17 protein-coding genes are annotated in these 15,135 nt (G+C 69.8%); 10 read left to right on the top strand and 7 right to left on the bottom strand.

The window, feature by feature from the left end:
- Position 1: 1 nt before the first annotated feature.
- From M8C13_RS08650 to M8C13_RS08640, 3 genes are all read left to right on the top strand, one after another.
- A complete protein-coding gene (locus M8C13_RS08650) occupies positions 2-781 on the top strand; it encodes a GTP cyclohydrolase I FolE2 (RefSeq protein WP_252479975.1) in 780 nt (259 codons plus the stop codon).
- Positions 782-823: 42 nt separating this feature from the next.
- Complete coding sequence (locus M8C13_RS08645; protein WP_252479974.1) at positions 824-1,393, top strand: VUT family protein; 570 nt, start codon at positions 824-826, stop codon at positions 1,391-1,393.
- Positions 1,394-1,955: 562 nt separating this feature from the next.
- On the top strand, positions 1,956-2,873 hold the full coding sequence (locus tag M8C13_RS08640) for a ThuA domain-containing protein (RefSeq protein WP_252479973.1): 918 nt from the start codon (positions 1,956-1,958) through the stop codon (positions 2,871-2,873).
- Here the strand turns inward: M8C13_RS08640 and M8C13_RS08635 are convergent.
- Positions 2,851-3,255, bottom strand: coding sequence for a pyridoxamine 5'-phosphate oxidase family protein (locus tag M8C13_RS08635; protein ID WP_252479972.1), 405 nt, complete (start codon positions 3,253-3,255; stop codon positions 2,851-2,853). The two genes, M8C13_RS08640 and M8C13_RS08635, sit on opposite strands and share 23 nt — an antisense overlap.
- A gap of 210 nt (positions 3,256-3,465) precedes the next feature.
- Here M8C13_RS08635 and M8C13_RS08630 point away from each other — a divergent pair, with 210 nt between their 5' ends.
- Entirely contained in the window at positions 3,466-4,017 is a 552-nt protein-coding gene (locus M8C13_RS08630; protein ID WP_252479971.1) for an RNA 2'-phosphotransferase, read from the top strand.
- On the opposite strand, the gene M8C13_RS08625 is transcribed toward M8C13_RS08630, so the two are convergent.
- The gene (locus M8C13_RS08625) at positions 3,950-4,900 is read right to left on the bottom strand and encodes a helix-turn-helix transcriptional regulator (RefSeq protein WP_252479970.1); all 951 of its coding nucleotides are present in this window, start codon (positions 4,898-4,900) and stop codon (positions 3,950-3,952) included. The genes M8C13_RS08630 and M8C13_RS08625 overlap by 68 nt on opposite strands.
- Positions 4,901-5,056: 156 nt before the next feature.
- Here M8C13_RS08625 and M8C13_RS08620 point away from each other — a divergent pair, with 156 nt between their 5' ends.
- Positions 5,057-5,917, top strand: coding sequence for an oxidoreductase (locus tag M8C13_RS08620; protein WP_252479969.1), 861 nt, complete (start codon positions 5,057-5,059; stop codon positions 5,915-5,917).
- Positions 5,918-5,924: 7 nt separating this feature from the next.
- Here M8C13_RS08620 and M8C13_RS08615 read toward each other — a convergent pair whose 3' ends face one another.
- The gene (locus M8C13_RS08615) at positions 5,925-7,679 is read right to left on the bottom strand and encodes an ABC transporter ATP-binding protein (RefSeq protein WP_252479968.1); all 1,755 of its coding nucleotides are present in this window, start codon (positions 7,677-7,679) and stop codon (positions 5,925-5,927) included.
- A gap of 120 nt (positions 7,680-7,799) precedes the next feature.
- Between M8C13_RS08615 and M8C13_RS08610 the strand changes: the two genes are divergently transcribed.
- On the top strand, positions 7,800-8,384 hold the full coding sequence (locus tag M8C13_RS08610; RefSeq protein WP_252479967.1) for a TetR/AcrR family transcriptional regulator: 585 nt from the start codon (positions 7,800-7,802) through the stop codon (positions 8,382-8,384).
- On the opposite strand, the gene M8C13_RS08605 is transcribed toward M8C13_RS08610, so the two are convergent.
- The gene (locus M8C13_RS08605; RefSeq protein ID WP_252479966.1) at positions 8,338-8,946 is read right to left on the bottom strand and encodes a TetR/AcrR family transcriptional regulator; all 609 of its coding nucleotides are present in this window, start codon (positions 8,944-8,946) and stop codon (positions 8,338-8,340) included. The genes M8C13_RS08610 and M8C13_RS08605 overlap by 47 nt on opposite strands.
- 64 nt (positions 8,947-9,010) lie before the next feature.
- Here M8C13_RS08605 and M8C13_RS08600 point away from each other — a divergent pair, with 64 nt between their 5' ends.
- The 4 genes from M8C13_RS08600 (at position 9,011) to M8C13_RS08585 (ending at position 11,963) form a co-directional block, all read left to right on the top strand.
- Complete coding sequence (locus M8C13_RS08600; RefSeq protein ID WP_252479965.1) at positions 9,011-9,580, top strand: TetR/AcrR family transcriptional regulator; 570 nt, start codon at positions 9,011-9,013, stop codon at positions 9,578-9,580.
- Between the two features lie 196 nt (positions 9,581-9,776).
- Positions 9,777-10,121 (top strand): hypothetical protein, encoded by a 345-nt coding sequence (locus M8C13_RS08595; RefSeq protein ID WP_252479964.1) that lies wholly within the window; start codon positions 9,777-9,779, stop codon positions 10,119-10,121.
- Positions 10,122-10,137: 16 nt separating this feature from the next.
- Positions 10,138-11,154, top strand: a complete 1,017-nt coding sequence (locus M8C13_RS08590) for a PPE domain-containing protein (RefSeq protein WP_252479963.1) — start codon at positions 10,138-10,140, stop codon at positions 11,152-11,154.
- The gene (locus M8C13_RS08585; protein WP_252479962.1) at positions 11,151-11,963 is read left to right on the top strand and encodes an ESX secretion-associated protein EspG; all 813 of its coding nucleotides are present in this window, start codon (positions 11,151-11,153) and stop codon (positions 11,961-11,963) included. Before M8C13_RS08590 ends, M8C13_RS08585 begins: the two co-directional genes overlap by 4 nt.
- Here the strand turns inward: M8C13_RS08585 and M8C13_RS08580 are convergent.
- The 3 genes from M8C13_RS08580 to M8C13_RS08570 all read right to left on the bottom strand — a co-directional run.
- Positions 11,881-12,372, bottom strand: coding sequence for a methylated-DNA--[protein]-cysteine S-methyltransferase (locus M8C13_RS08580; protein WP_252479961.1), 492 nt, complete (start codon positions 12,370-12,372; stop codon positions 11,881-11,883). The two genes, M8C13_RS08585 and M8C13_RS08580, sit on opposite strands and share 83 nt — an antisense overlap.
- 8 nt (positions 12,373-12,380) lie before the next feature.
- Positions 12,381-13,850: a DNA-3-methyladenine glycosylase 2 family protein gene (locus M8C13_RS08575; RefSeq protein WP_252480203.1), complete on the bottom strand. Its 1,470-nt coding sequence runs from the start codon at positions 13,848-13,850 to the stop codon at positions 12,381-12,383.
- 68 nt (positions 13,851-13,918) lie between these two features.
- Positions 13,919-15,135: glycoside hydrolase family 28 protein (locus tag M8C13_RS08570; RefSeq protein WP_252479960.1), on the bottom strand; the 1,217-nt coding region annotated here is incomplete at its 5' end.

Raw genomic sequence — 15,135 nt, 5'->3', positions numbered from 1 at the left:
CGTGCACGACGTGCAAAACGAAGTGGATCGACGTGGTATCGCGGTCGACCAGGTGGGCATCGCCGGCTTGCGCTACCCGGTGTCGTTCAGTGACGGCGAACTCGTCCAGAACTCGATCGCTGAGGTCTCCGTGACGGTGCGCCTTCAGGCCGAGCGCCGAGGAACCCACATGAGCCGCATGGTGGCCCTCGCTGACGAACACCTCCAGAGCTTCGACCCTAGGCAGATGCCGCAACTGCTCAAGGCGGGAGCGCACGAACTGGACGCCCCTGCAATCGAGATGACGGTCTCGTTCCCGGTCTCGACGCGGGTCACCGCCCCTGCCTCCGGCGCCGAGTCGTTCGCCGTCCACGACCTCACCGTCGCAGGTCGGCTCGACGGTGAGGTCTGTCGGGTCAGTACGTCAGTTCGAACTGAAGTCACGAGCCTGTGCCCATGTTCCAAGACGATCTCCGACTACGGCGCGCACAACCAGCGTAGCGAGGTGACTCTGACCGTTCAGGGCAGCGGAGATACCGCCTACCCGCTCTCCGTTTCGAAGATGGTCGCGCTGCTCACGACGAGCGGGTCAGCACCCGTGATCCCCCTGGTCAAGCGACCCGATGAACGGGTGTTGACGATGCAGGCGTACGACCACCCCGCATTCGTCGAAGACATGGTCCGGGACCTCTCCACAGCCTGCCGTGCACGACGGCTCCCTCACCGGGTGCACGTGCGCAACCTTGAGAGCATCCACAGCCATGACGCCGTTGCGGTCATCACCAGCAGTGACTTCGCCTGACCCAGTTGCCCGCTGCACGCCCACCATTTGCACGAGGAATCGATGAGCCAGACCAGCACCGACTCCACCTCCTTATCCCACGGACCCCGCACCGCAACGCGGCGCCGCGTCGTGGGTTCTACTGCCGTGGTCCTGTACCTGGGATCGATCGTGCTGGCCAACTGGCTCATCGACGAGTTCGGCATCGTCCCAGTCGGGTTTGGGCTCGCCGCGCCGGCAGGAGTCTTCGTTGTCGGTCCCGCCCTTGTTTTTCGAGACCTGGTCCAGTGGTCACTCGGGAAACGCATATCGCTCATCGCACTTGCGGTGGGCACAGCACTCTCGTTCGCGGTAGCTGAACCAGCGGTCGCGACTGCGTCGGCCGTAGCCTTCGCACTGAGCGAACTCGTTGACTTCGTTCTGTTCACCTGGCTCTCCCCTCGCTGGACGAGGGCAGTCTTCTTCGGCGGCCTCGCGGGATTGGTCCTGGACTCGGTTGTGTTCCTGCTGATCGCTTTCGGCTCGCTGGAATTTCTGCCGGGCCAGATACTCGGAAAGCTCTACGGAGTGTTGGTGGCCACGGCGATCATTGGCCTACGCCGACGACGGATCACTGACTCTCCAGCGGTTTGATCGCGGATGCCGCTACTGAGCCCACACCATGCTGTGAGGCGCGGGAGCTTCAGCGAACGAAACGTACTCGGCCTTCCTCTCTGACTCTCATGGTCGGGGCATATGTCATACGCGGCCTAGTTGTTCAAGCGGGCCAGGACCGGGAGTGATCGACCCTGCAGTGGAGACAGGGCAGGTAATGATGGCTCCGGTCATCATTCGAACCCTCACTTTGCTGTGACCCGGCCAGTTCATGCTGGCTGCATTGTCTGTGAGGTGTAGCCGAAGTTCGCACTGTTGCCGTGTAGCCCGATACTGGCGAACTCCTCCTGCGTGTTGGCTGGTGTTGCCCTCGCTCACGCCAGCGACTCATCAAGAGCTGCGCGCATGTGGGCCAGAACTGGCGGCCGTGACTGCACGAGGCTCTCGACTGGTTCAACAAGAGGGATGGGTTACTCCATCAGCGCCCTTGCGACGAGGTACCCGGTCCTCCTGCGCCCGAGCGGTGGTTTGGAAGGTTTCCCTACGAACGGCTGTTCAGCTTGACCGATCACGCGGCTACCGTTGCGGGAGAACGTGGACGGTGTCCTTCCCTCTGCCGTTGGCCGGCCGCGATCCCGCCGCCATGGCTCTGTTCTCACCGCCCTGGAACAGGAAGAGGATCGGCATGTCTGACGGCAGGCGTGTTCGGGTGACGCAGGTGGTTGCGTTGCTTGTGGCGTTGGTGGTTCTTGTGTTGGTGCCTGGGCAAGGGGGTAGTGCGGCGCCCGCGGTGCCTCGGTACAAGGTGTTGGGGTTGTACCAGGGGACTTGGGATGCGGCGCACATCTCGTTTGTCAAGGAGGCTAATCCTTGGTTTTCGCGGATGGCTGCGCAGCACAATTTCTCGTATACCGCGAGTACTGACTGGAACATTCTGGCCAATGACTCCGCGTTGAACCAGTACCAGGTGGTCATGTTCTTGGACGCGTTGCCGGGGTCGGCGGCGCAGCGGAGTGGGTTCCAGCGGTATGTGGAGCGGGGTGGGGGGTGGCTGGGGTTCCATGTGGCCGCTTACAACGACAATCCCCATGGGTGGGGCTGGTACCACAACACGCTGTTGGGGACGGGGCGGTTCCGGAACAACACCTGGGGGCCGACCACGGCCAAGCTCAAGGTGGAGAACCGGTCGCATCCGGCTACGGCTGGGCTGCCTTCGGTATTCACCTCGTCGGTGAGTGAGTGGTACAGCTGGACGAACGATCTGCGGCAGAATCCGAACATCCAGATCCTGGCTTCGGTGGATCCGTCGAGCTTCCCGTTGGGGACGGATCCGAACCAGACCTGGCGGTCGGGGTACTACCCGATCATGTGGACCAACAAGAATTACCGGGTGTTGTACACCAACTTCGGGCACAACGCCATGGACTATCCGAACAACCGGCCGCTGTCTTCGACTTTTGCCAGTGAGACGCAGAACAAGTTCTTGATTGACGGGCTCAACTGGCTGGGGAGCCGCTGATCCAGGACTCCGGGCGCATGCTGAGCAGGACCGCGTCCGGGGTCTGGTTCGCTTCGACGAAGGCGGCGGCAGCTTCCGGGGGTAAGTAGCGGCTGACGATGCGGAGCAGGGTCGCGTGGGGTGGGTTGGGCTGCCAGGTGACCGGGCCTTCGACGGTGACGTAGCCGTACGGGGGTTCGGCGTGCTGGACGGCCAGGCTGAACCGGCCGGCGGCGCGGACCAGTTGCGCCTTGCGGGAGCTGTCGCGGGTCCACACCAGCACCTCGCCGTCCCGGTAGTCGTACCAGACCGGGACGGCGAGGGGGCCGCGGTTCTCGCGGGTGACGGCCAGGATGGCGACGTGGGGGGCGGCGAGGAAGTCGGTGCGGTCCTGCACGGACATGGGCACTGGCGAATCTCCTAGCCGGGTTGGGGTCCTGGTCGGCGGCCGGTTCCTGGTCACGTGGCCGAGAACCTGGTTGTTGATCGTCGCAGGGCTGGGGTGGTCAGGGGAGGGTGTCTTATATATCCCGATGTGACTGTGATTTTTGGTAGTGCTGGGCGATAAACCAGTGGGCCGAGGGGCCGGCGGCGGGGTTCACTGGGGGCCGATATGGATGAGAAGAAGATGGTTCGGGTGTCCAAGCGGCTTTCGCGGCACCTGCGGCACGCACCCGGCGAGATCGGGCTCGAGTTGGGCGACGGGGGCTGGGTTTCCGTCGATGAGTTGCTGAAAGCCTTGGGGCAGCACGGGTTCCGGGTCAGCCGGGCCGAGCTGGACGAGGTGGTGGAGCGTAATGACAAGCGGCGGTTCGCCTTTGACGAGACCGGGACGTTGATCCGGGCGAGTCAGGGACACTCGGTCGCGGTGGAGCTGGGGCTGGCGGAGGCCGCGCCGCCGGAGGTGTTGTTCCATGGCACGGTGGGGGCCGCCTTGGACGCCATCTGGCGGGAGGGGTTGCGGCCGATGCGGCGGCATCACGTGCACCTGTCCGCCACGGAGGAGACCGCGGTCCGGGTGGGGGCACGGCGGGGCAAGCCGGTGGTGTTGCGGGTGGACGCGGCGGGGATGTCCGTTGCCGGGTACCGGTTCTACGTCAGCGCCAATGGGGTGTGGCTGACGGATCGGGTGCCGCCGGAGTACCTGCGCCAGGTGAGTGAGTAGTGGGCTGGTCAGTGATCGTGGAGCCAGGGCTGGTGGTGGATGTGCTGGCCCAGTTGGCCAGGAAGCGCAGGGCTTCGGCGGAGCGGGAGCCGGGCTCGGCGGTGTAGACCACGAGCTTCTGGTCGGCCGCGTCGCGCAGGTCCATGGTCTGGTAGTCCAGGGTTATCGGGCCCGCGATGGGGTGTAACAGGGTTTTCTGGCCGAACTCCTGGGCGCGGACGCGGTGGGCAGCCCACCAGTGGCGGAAGTCCGGGTCCTTCACCGAGAGCTCGCCGACCAGGGCGGCCAGTTTGGGGTCGTCGGGGTAGCGGGAGGCGTCCTCGCGCAGGTGGGCCACGCAGTCGCGGACGACCTGGTCCCAGTTCTGGAACATCGGGCGCACCCTCGGGTCCAGGAAGGTCAGGCGCAGCAGGTTGCGGTCCGCGGGCGGGAGCGTGGCGAAGTCGAGGTAGAGGGCGGCGCCGAGGGCGTTCCAGGCCAGCACCTCCATGCGCCGGCCGAGCACCATCGCCGGTAGGCCGGGCAGGCCGTCGAGCAGCTGCTGGGTCTGGCGGCGTACTGAGGTGGCCGGGGTGCGGGAGGTCTGGCCGCGGACGGGTTCGGCGACGCGCAGCAGATAGGCGTGTTCGTCCTCGCGCAGGTTGAGCGCGCGGGCGAGGGCGTCCAGGACGGCGCGGGAGACGTTGCGGGTGCGGCCCTGTTCCAGGCGCACCAGGTAGTCGACGCTCACTCCGGCCAGCTGGGCCAGCTCCTCGCGGCGCAGGCCGGGGACGCGGCGTCGGCGGCCGTCCTCGGGCAGGCCGCGGTCGGCCGGGTCCACCCGCGAGCGGCAGGCGCGCAGGTATTCGCCGAGTGCGGCGCCTGCGGGTGGGGTGCGGTCCATGGGGTCCATTCTGGCGGAGGCGGGGTGGGGTTGCCTGGTACTGCCAGTCCCAGGGACGGGGCGTCCCAGGGACGGAGAGGTCCTGGTAGGGCGGCTGCGGGATGGGGAGAGTCGGTGGCAGCACAACAGCGACCAACGACTTCTGGGAGTCAGCACATGACCACGTGGTTCATCACCGGCGCGTCGCGGGGCTTCGGCCTGGAGATCGCCCGGCAGGCGCTTGACCGCGGTGACTCGGTGATCGCCACCGCCCGCGATCCGAAGGCGGTCCAGGCCGCGTTGCCCGGTCACGGCGAGCGGCTGCTGGCCGTGCCGCTGGACGTCACCGACGAGGCGGCCGCGGCCCGGGCGGTCGCGGACGGGGTGGCCCGGTTCGGCCGGATCGACGTGCTGGTCAACAACGCCGGGCGCGGGCTGCTCGGCACCGTGGAGGAGCTCAGCGACGCCGAGGTGCGGGCGGTGTTCGACACCAACGTCTTCGGGCTGCTGTCGGTCACCCGCGCGGTGCTGCCGGTGCTCCGGGCGCAGCGCGCGGGCAAGATCCTCAACATCAGCTCGGTCGGCGGTGTGGTGAGCTGGGGCGGCTGGGGCGCCTACTGCGGCACCAAGTTCGCGGTGGAGGCCTTCTCCGAGTCGTTGCGGCTGGAGCTGGCGCCGCTGGGCGTGCAGGTCACCTCGGTGCAGCCGGGGCCGTTCCGCACCGACTTCCTCGACTCCTCCTCGCTGGTCCGCGCGGCCACCGTGATCGAGGACTACGCGGCCACCGGCGGGGTGATGCGGAACTGGGCGGACGAGACCAACCACAGCCAGCAGGGCGACCCGGTGAAGGCGGCCGAGGTGATGATCGCGGTGGCCGACCGGGAGGTGCTGCCTGCCTGGCTGCCGCTGGGCAGCTCCGCCGTGGCCGATATCGAGGCGCACCTGGCCGAGGTCGCGCGGGAGCTGGAGGAGGTGCGTGCGCTGGCGGTGTCCACCGACTTCGCCGGTGCCGTGGCCGGGTCCCAGCTCCCGCGATGACCAGGGGTCAGGCCGCGCTGATGGCCGGGGCGATGCGCAGCGCGGCCACCAGGTCCTGGTACAGCTCATCGGTGGCGAGCAGCTCCGCGTGGTTACCGAGGGCCCGGCGCTTTCCCTTCTCCAGCAACAGGATCTGGTCGGCGTCGAGCACAGTGGACAGTCGGTGCGCGATGGTCACCACCGCGCCGCGGGCGGAGATCCGGTTGATCACGTCCTGCACCGCGGCCTCGGTCAGGCCGTCCAGCTGGGCGGTGGCCTCGTCCAGCAGCAGGATCTCCGGGTCGCTGACCAGGGCGCGGGCCAGTGCGATCCGCTGGCGCTCGCCGCCGGAGACCGCGGCGCCGGAGAGCACCGTGTCCAGTCCGTCCGGCAGGTCGCGGGCCCGCTCGGCCAGCCGGACGGCCTCCAGTGCGGCCCACAGCTCCTCGTCGGTGGCGTCGTTGTGGGTGTAGCGCAGGTTCTCCCGCAGCGTGCCGGGCACCAGCGGGGTGTCCTGCTCCACGTAGACGATCCGCCGCCGCACCTCGGCCAGCGACCACTCGTCGTAGGGGGCGCCGTCCAGGGCCAGCTCGCCGCGTTCGGGCTGCAGGAAGCGCAGCATCAGGGAGAACATGGTGGTCTTGCCGGAGCCGGACGGGCCGACGATCGCGGTGTGCCCGGTGCGCGGGATGTCCAGGCTGATGCCGTCCAGGGCGGCCGGGGCGCCCGGCGCGTACCTGGCGGTGACCTCGCGGAAGGAGAGCACCGGGGCCTGCGCGGCCCGCACCGGCTCCTTGGGCAGGCGCTCGCTCTGCTCCACGGACAGGTTCTCGATCTCCCTGATCCGGGCCGCGGCGGCGAGGCCGGACTGGAGCTGGGTGAAGGTGCGGGTCAGGGTGGAGACCGGCTCCATGACCTGGAAGGCATAGAGCAGGAAGGCGACCAGACTGGACACCGGCAGCGCGCCGGAGCTGACCCGCCAGGCGCCCAGCGCCAGGATCAGCAGGATGGCCAGCTGGATGCCCCAGCTCGCGGTGGTCCAGGCCACCGCCTCGATCCGGACCGCGCGCACGCTCTGCTTGGCGGACTCCTGGGCCTCGGTGAGGATCCGGCCGCTCTCCCTGGCCTCGGCGCGGCTGGCCTTGACCGTGCGGATGGCGCGCAGCGCGCCTTCCAGCACGCCGCCGAGCCTGCCGACCGCGGCTTGGGCGTTCTGCTGGGCCGCGGCCAGCGGGGACATCAGCACCGCCACCACGATGCCGACCACGATGAGCACCAGCACGGTGGCGCCGAAGAGCACCAGGTCAAGCACGCCCATCAGGATCAGCGCGCCGGCCAGTGCGACCATGCCGTTGACGAAGTTGACCACGCTGTCGGTGGCTGCCTCGCGCAGCAGCACGGTGTCCGAGGTGACCCTGGTGACCAGCTCACCGCTGGACCGGTTGGTCAGCTCGCCGATCCGGACCCGGAACAGCCTGCGCACCATGGTGCTGCGGGCGTCCAGCACGATCCGCTCGGCCAGCGTGCCCAGCAGGATCCACTGGGCCAGGCCGAGCAGGGCGCCGAGCAGCAGCAGGGCCACCAGCAGCGCCACCATGGGCAGGATCGGCTCGGCCGTGGCCAGGCCGTCCAGCACCGACTTGGTGACCAGCGGCGTGGCCAGGGTGGCCCCGGTGGTGCCCAGGCCCAGTACCAGGCCGAGCAGCAGCGTCCGGCGGTGTGGCCGCACGAAGGACCACAGCACCTTGGTGTTCTGCCAGCGTGGCGATTCGGCTTGCGGCATGTCCTTGCCCCCAAGGAGTTCGGTTGGGTCGAGCAAGAACGTACCACCGTGGGACACAGTTGTCCCAAAATTTGTGACCTAAAGTTCCTAACTGGGATTACTGAGTACTAGAGTGTCGATATGACCAGCGCCACTCGGGAGTCAGCCAGCCGCAGCCGGACCCGCAGGGCCATCCTGGACGCCGCCGTGGTGGTGCTCGCCCAGCGGTCCTCCGCCTCGATGGCCGAGATCGCCGATGCCGCCGAGGTCGGGCGCAGCACGCTGCACCGCTACTTCCCGGAGCGCTCCGAGCTGATGACCGCGATCTTCCGGATGACCGTGGACCGGCTGCGCTCCGCGCTGGCCGAGGCGAAGCTGGCCGAGGGCACCCCGGCGGAGGCGCTGCGCCGCGCGGTGCACGCCTACTTCGAGCTGACCCCGGCGATGATCCAGGTGTGCAGCGAGGGGCAGCAGCGCAATGCCGACGACTGGCTGGTCGAGGCATTCGTGGAGGCCGACAAGCCGGTGGCGCGACTGATCGCCCGCGCGCAGGCCGAGGGCTACCTCGACCCGGCGGTGAACCCGGAATGGATCTACAAGGTGCTGTGGTGGAACGTCTACGCCGGGATCGAGGCCACCGGCGAGGGCCTGATGGGCAAGCACCAGGCGGCCGAGTCGGTCATCCGGCTGCTGGAGCGGGGGCTGCCGGCTTCGGCAGGTTCATGACCGCGGCGGCCACCACCTCGCCGATGGTCTCATCGCTCAAACCGCTGCGGCGCAACAGCTCCACGCCCTGCACGGTGGCCAGCAACAGCCGGGCCGCGGTGGTGGTGTCCAGGTCGGGGGCCAGGTCGCCCTCGGCCACCGCGGCGGCCAGGGCGTCGGCGACCAGGCCTTCGAGCGCGAGGAAGGTGGCCCGGGTGCGCTCGCGCACCTCCGGGTCCTCCTCGCCCAGCTCGGCCGCGCCGTTGACCAGCATGCAGCCGAACCGGTCCTTGTCCCCCGGCCTGGCGACCAGCCGGACGAGCTGGTCACGCAGGTTCCGCAGGGCGGGCCCGTCGCCGCGCAGGCCCTCGCAGATCGCCCGCACCTGACGCTCGCGGTTGATGTCCAGCGCGCGCAGGAACAGCCGCCGCTTGTCGCCGAAGGCGCCGTACAGGCTGCCCTTGCCGAGGCCGGTGGCGTGCATCAGGTCGTCCAGCGAGGTGGCCGCGTAGCCGGAGCGCTCGAACTGGGCGCAGACGGCGGCCAGCACCTCGTCTTCGTCGAAGCTCCGCGGCCGTGGCATGCCCCGAATGCTAGTCCGCTCAACTGGCCCTTTAGATAGAACGAACGTTCTGTATGATAGTGGCATGAGCGCCGAAGCCAAGGTCTCCGCTCCGCGCGAGCGGCTGCTGGCCACCGCCTCCGAGCTGTTCTACGCCGAGGGCATCCAGGCCATCGGGGTGGACCGGCTGGTCAAGGACGCCTCGGTGACCAGGGCCACCTTCTACCGGCACTTCCCGGCCAAGGAAGACCTGGTGGTGGCCTACCTGCGTGCGCAGCACGAGCAGATCCGCGGCGGCGTCGAGGCGGCCATGGCCGGCCAGGGGCCGATCGAGGCGGTGCACACCATGCTCGGCGCGTTCGCCAAGGCCAGCTGCGGCCCCGGCTTCCGGGGCTGCGCCTTCCTCAACGCGGCCGCGGAGTACCCGGACCCGCGGTCCGCGGTGCGGGCGGTCGTGCGGGAGCACCGCGGCTGGTTCCACGACGGGCTGCGCGGCAGGCTGACCGAGGCGGGGCACCCGGACCCGGACCACGCGGCCACCGCGCTGGTGCTGCTGCGGGACGGCATCATGTCCGGCGGTCACCTGGACCAGCCAGCCGACGTCCAGTCCACTGTGGACAGACTGGTGGACGGCGTGCTGGCCGGAAGTTGTTGACCACCGACTTTCGCCGGGTATTCAGTGGATTTGCGCCACATGCGGCCGAACAGGTGATTTCCGCCTGCCGACCAGTGACCGATGATCGGCACACAGCCGTGTTCACCTGCGGACACGATGATCCGCGCGCGACAATCCCAGTTGGACAACGGATTTGCCAGTTTCGGCGGACCGTCGAGTGATCTAGCGTCGGCGCGTGTTCACTACCGCCGCCCCGGTTCAGCACACGCCTGGCAGGCTGCTCGTGGACGCCGAGGAGATCGAGGCCACCAGGGCCGCCTTCGTCGAGGCGATCAACGAACTGGCCCCGCTGTTGCGACAGGCCCAGCACAACCTGATCAGCTGGCCCGCGGCCTCGGACGAGGTGAGCAGGGAGGCGGCCGGGGAGCAGACCCGGCGCGGGGTGCAGTCCGAGGACTCCGCGCTGGCCGTGCTGACGGTGTACCTGGCCGAGCTGTTCCACGCGGTCGAGCAGCTGGACGCGGCCGCGGCCGAGTACCGCGCCGCCGAGCAGCGTGCGAGCACTGGTTTTCGTGTCTGAGAAGGGAAGGACCGGCATGCGAGGCGCCCATGGACGCTGCTGGCTGGCCGTCCCGCACCTCAAGATCTACCTGGACCTCCACTGTGGACCCGGCGTCGGCGTGACCGAGCCCGCGGTGACCACCTACCGGCAGCTCGCCGAGGCGCTGCACCGGGTCGATGAGAACCTGCACAACCGGCTGGCCAAGCTGCGCACCGGCTGGCAGGGCGCGGCCGCCGCGGGCACCGCCGAGGCGCTGGCCCCGCTGGCCACCTGGGCCGCGGAGACCAAGGTCGCGATGGACACCGAGGCCTGCGCCACCCAGGAGTGCGCCGACGCCTACGCCGACGCGCGCAACCAGGTGCCGCCGCCGCGGTTCTTCCCGGCCAAGCCGGTGACCGCGGTCGCCTGGCTGCCCGCGCTGGTGGACAACCGGATCGACTACGAGCCGGTGGAGGTGCAGGTCGACGCGGCGCACGCGGAGGCGGCGCGGGCGATGGAGGTCTACGAGGAGCGGGTGGACACCGCGCTGGCCGCGTTGCCGCCGCTGGTGAACCCGCCCCGGCTGGACATCGAGATCGTCGCGCCCGGCTCGCTGCTGTCCGGGCTGTCGCTGCAGAACCCGTTGGGGCTCAACGCCTCGGTCTCGGTGAGCCGGGCCGCCCATCCGGCCGCGCAGGTGCCGCACGCGCCCGTGGCGCACCCGGCGCTCCCGGATCCCGCGCCGGTGCCGTTGGTGCACCAGGAACATCCGGTGCCGCGATCGTCCACTGTGGACCGTACTCAGGTGTGGTCGGCGATTGGCGATGGTAATCCAGCAGACGATCACCGGACGCAGCAGCACAATCCGCCGCGACCTAGCATGACGGTGCGATCGGTGCCGGAGCCGAGGACCGAGAAGTCCACTGTGGACCGCAAGCGCTCGGACGCGGACCAGGAGCAGGGCGGGTTCGGCTTGCGCAACGGGGTGCTGGGCTATCACCCGGCGCCGCGGCCCGCGCTGGAGACCGAGGAGGAGACGCCCGCGGTCATCGGCCAGTCCCCCGTGCCGTGACCGCGTTCGCGCTCTCCGCCGCCGCGGTGGACCTGTTGTGGCAGCGGCTGGAACTGGGTCCGCAGCCACTGGTGGTCCGGGTCCCGGCGCAGGCGCACACCGAGGCCCAGCGGGCCGAACAGGCGCTGGCCGTGGACGCCGAGCTGGCCGCGGCCGGGCTGGTGCTGCGCGGCGGGGTGCACCCGGAGCTGGTGGCGCTGCTGCGGATGCTGGCCCGGCCGGAGCGGGAGCTGGACGCGCGGCTGTTCCTGGAGCAGCCGGTGCGCGCGCTGGCCGCCGCCGCGGGTGAGCAGGCCGCGCTGGTGGTGCTGGCCGAGAACCACTGGCAGGTCACCGTGCTGGAGCCGACCGGGCTGACGCACGCGATCCTCTCGCCGCTGCCCGAGCGGCCGCCGGGGCCGGGCGAGAGCGTGTCGGTGCGCTCAGCGGCGCTCAGCGCGGCCGCGGCCACCGGGGACCTGGAGGCGTTCGAGGCGGCGCTCGGCGAGCACGGGGTGCCCGCCGCGCAGGCCGCGGCGCTGGCGCTGATGTTCCGGGAGCCGGTGGACTACGGGCAGTTCGGCGCGGCCATGCTGGATGCCACCGGTCGGCGGCGCCGGGCCGAGCGGGTGGTGGCCTTCCACGACACCGCCTACGGGCGCTACCTGGTGGAGGAGCACCGGGCCAGCGACGGCACCGCGTGGACCACGGTCAGCCCGGCCGACGGCAGGCGGCTGCACGGCCAGCTCACCACACTGACAGCTGATCTTGACCTCGCTCGAAGTCCAGCAGCTGCCGCTTCTTCGCCAGTCCTCCCCCATATCCGGTGAGGTTGCCGGTGGACCCGATCACCCGGTGGCAGGGCACGATGATGCTGATCGGGTTCTTGCCGTTGGCCAGGCCGACCGCGCGGGCCGCGGCGGGGTTGCCCAGCCGCTGCGCGAGCTCGCCGTAGGTGGCGGTCTCGCCGTAGGGGATCTCCAGCAGCAGCTGCCACACCGAACGCTGGAACTCGGTGCCCAGCAACGTCATCGGCAGGTCGAAGGAGCGGAGCTCACCGGCGAAGTAGGCGTTGAGCTGCTCGATCGCCTGGCCGAACGCCGAGGGGTCCGGCTCGCCGAAGCTCTCCTTCGACGGGAGGTGGCGCTGCTGTTCCATGTAGATCCCGGCCAGCGCGCCGTCCTGGGCGACCAGGGTCAGCGGGCCGTACGGGCTGTCCAGAATGGTGTTGGTGCGCATGGGTTTCCTCAGGCAGGCAGCAGGTTGATCGGATGGTCGCCGGTGGCCCAGAGGTGCTGGACCGCGTAGGCGCGCCAGGGCCGCCACAGCGCGGCGTGCCGGGTCAGCGCGGCCGGGGTGCTCGGCAGGCCAAGGGTTTGCGCGGCCAGGCGGACGCCGAGGTCGGTGGGGATGAACGCGTCCGGGTCGCCGAGGGCGCGCATGGCGATGGTCTCCACCGTCCACGGGCCGAACCCGGGCAGCGCGGCGAGCTGGGCGCGGGCCGCGGTCCAGTCGCTGCCGGGGCCCAGGTCCAGGTCCTCGTTGGCCAACGCGTCGATCAGGGCGAGCAGGGTGCGGCGGCGGGACTCGGGCATGGCCAGCGCGGCGGGGTCCAGCTCGGCCAGCGCCTGCGGGGTGGGGAAGAGGTGGGTGAGGCCGCCGTCCGGGTCCTCGATCGACTGGCCGTGCGCGGCGACCAGGCGGCCGGCGTGCGTGCGGGCGGCCGCGGTGGAGACCTGCTGGCCGAGCACCGCGCGCACGGCGAACTCGGCCGGGTCCACGGTGTGCGGCACCCGGCGGCCAGGGTTCTTCTCCAGCAACGGTTTCAGCACCGGGTCGGCGCTCAGCTGCTCGTCGACGGCGGCCGGGTCGGCGTCCAGGTCGAGCAGCACCCGGCAGCGGCTGATGGCCACCGGCAGGTCGCGCACGTCGGTGAGGGACAGCCGGCAGCCGATGTGGTCCGGCTGGGGCCAGAGCTCGACGATGCCGTGACCGTGCGGCAGGCGCAGGGTGCGGCGGTAGGCGCCGTCCCGCCACTCCTCCACACCGGGCACCGCGGTGGCGGCGAGGTGGCCGAACAGGTTGTCCGGGCAGAGCGGTTTGCGGAAGGGCAGCCGCAGCAGCACCGCGCCGGTGGTGGCCGCCGGGATGCCGCGGCCGGCGCGGGCGCGGAGCTCGCTGGGGGACAGCGCGAACACCTCGCGCACGGTGTCGTTGAAGGTGCGCACGCTGCCGAACCCGGCGGCCAGCGCGATGTCGGTCATGCTCAACGCGCTGGTCTCGATCAGCAGCCGGGCGGTCTGCGCGCGCTGCGCCCTGGCCAGCGCCAGCGGTCCGGCGCCGAGCTCGGCGTTGAGCTGGCGCTCCACCTGGCGGGTGCTGTAGCCGAGGTGGGCGGCCAGTCCCGGCACGCCCTCGCGGTCCACCACGCCCTCGGCTATCAGGCGCATGGCCCTGGCGACCGCGTCGGCGCGGTGGTTCCACTCCGGCGAGCCGGGGCTGGCGTCCGGGCGGCAGCGCTTGCAGGCGCGGTAACCGGCCTGCTGGGCGGCGGCCGCGCTGGGGTAGAAGGTCATGTTGCGCGGCTTGGGCGGCCGCACCGGGCAACTGGGCCGGCAGTAGATGCCGGTGGTGCGCACCGCGGTGAAGAACCAGCCGTCGAACCGCTCGTCCTTGGCCTGGACCGCCCGCAGGCACCGCTCGAAGTCCTCGTGCACACCGACCAGCATCACCGCTCGCCCGCGCCCGCGCTAGCGAGAATCCGACATCCACCTCGCGGGGCGGGTCAGGGTCGCATGGGTTTGCCGTTCACCGTGCTGTTTGTGATCTTGAGGTTGTCCACGAACTTGATGGTGTTCGCGGTGCTGGCCACCCCGTTGAACTCGCAGTCGGTCAGCTCGAGGCCCTTGACGTGCGACTCGGGCAGGCCGCTGACGTTGAGCACCGAGGCGGCCTTGGTGCTGCCGCAGTTGGTCAGGCGGAACGGGCCGAAGACCGGTGGCGTGCTGCCGGTCTGGTTGTTGTAGGTGGAGTTGACGAAGACCACCGAGCGGACGTAGGTGCCGGTGACCGAGTCCAGGTTGATGTTGGTGGAGAAGCCGCCGCGCAGGGTGTTGGACTTGACGTAGAGCGCGAACTTGGTCTCCCCCACCACGTTCAGCCGGTAGGCGTAGACGTTGCGGATGCCGCCGGTCTGCTCGCTGCCGCAGGTGATCGCGCCCCAGTTGCCGTTCATCCGGCAGTCCGCGACCACGATGTTCTGGCAGGGCACGTTGATCCGGCGGCCGTCGGCGTCCCGGCCGGACTTGATCGCGATGTTGTCGTCGTGCGCGCCCAGGTCGCAGTTGACGATCACCACGTGGTCGCAGGACTCCGGGTCCACGCCGTCGGTGTTGCTGGCCGCGGTGCTCGGGTCGGTGCTGACGCCGTCGATGGTGACGTTGCGGCACAGGGTCGGGTGGATCTGCCAGAACTTGGGGTTCTTCAGCGTGATGCCCTGGATCAGCACGTTCTCGCACCGGTACGGCTCGATGAAGGTGGAGCGCATGGTGTGCCCGGAGCCGGGGACGATCCGCTTCTCCGGCGGGATTCCCTTGGCCACCAACGATTCCAGGTAGGCGCGGTCGTTGCCTTTGTTCCACGGCGAGGTGCCGCCCGCGTCCAGGACGGCCTTGCCGGTGAGCGCGATGTTCTTCTCGCCGTAGGCGTAGATCATCGGCGAGCGGTTCATGCACTCGATGCCCTCGTACCGGGTGAGCACGGCGGGGAACTTCGTGCCGTCGCCGCTGAACTTGAGCACCACGCCGGTCTCCAGGTGCAGGTGCACGTTGCTACGCAAGCGGATCGCGCCGGTGAGGTAGGTGCCCTTGGCGACCGTGACGTGCCCGCCGCCCGCCTTGGCGCAGGCGTCGATGGCCTTGGCGAAGGCGGCGGTGTTGTCGGTCTTGCCGTCGGGCTTGGCACCGTAGTCGGCGGCTTTGAAGAGGCGGTCGGGGAAGGTGG

The organism is Crossiella sp. SN42 (genome assembly GCF_023897065.1).
GTDB lineage: Bacteria > Actinomycetota > Actinomycetes > Mycobacteriales > Pseudonocardiaceae > Crossiella.
Note: the sequence above shows the minus strand (reverse complement) of the source record. Positions and strands in the feature narration are given on the sequence as shown.

Excerpts from the sequence above, each read along its gene's own strand:
- M8C13_RS08580 (WP_252479961.1), bottom strand. The coding sequence starts at position 12,372 with ATGCGCACCAACACCATTCTGGACAGCCCGTACGGCCCGCTGACCCTG.
- M8C13_RS08645 (WP_252479974.1), top strand. The coding sequence starts at position 824 with ATGAGCCAGACCAGCACCGACTCCACCTCCTTATCCCACGGACCCCGC.
- M8C13_RS08620 (WP_252479969.1), top strand. The coding sequence starts at position 5,057 with ATGACCACGTGGTTCATCACCGGCGCGTCGCGGGGCTTCGGCCTGGAG.
- M8C13_RS08600 (WP_252479965.1), top strand. The coding sequence starts at position 9,011 with ATGAGCGCCGAAGCCAAGGTCTCCGCTCCGCGCGAGCGGCTGCTGGCC.
- M8C13_RS08625 (WP_252479970.1), bottom strand. The coding sequence starts at position 4,900 with ATGGACCGCACCCCACCCGCAGGCGCCGCACTCGGCGAATACCTGCGC.
- M8C13_RS08615 (WP_252479968.1), bottom strand. The coding sequence starts at position 7,679 with ATGCCGCAAGCCGAATCGCCACGCTGGCAGAACACCAAGGTGCTGTGG.
- M8C13_RS08590 (WP_252479963.1), top strand. The coding sequence starts at position 10,138 with ATGCGAGGCGCCCATGGACGCTGCTGGCTGGCCGTCCCGCACCTCAAG.
- M8C13_RS08610 (WP_252479967.1), top strand. The coding sequence starts at position 7,800 with ATGACCAGCGCCACTCGGGAGTCAGCCAGCCGCAGCCGGACCCGCAGG.
- M8C13_RS08605 (WP_252479966.1), bottom strand. The coding sequence starts at position 8,946 with ATGCCACGGCCGCGGAGCTTCGACGAAGACGAGGTGCTGGCCGCCGTC.
- M8C13_RS08635 (WP_252479972.1), bottom strand. The coding sequence starts at position 3,255 with ATGTCCGTGCAGGACCGCACCGACTTCCTCGCCGCCCCCCACGTCGCC.
- M8C13_RS08630 (WP_252479971.1), top strand. The coding sequence starts at position 3,466 with ATGGATGAGAAGAAGATGGTTCGGGTGTCCAAGCGGCTTTCGCGGCAC.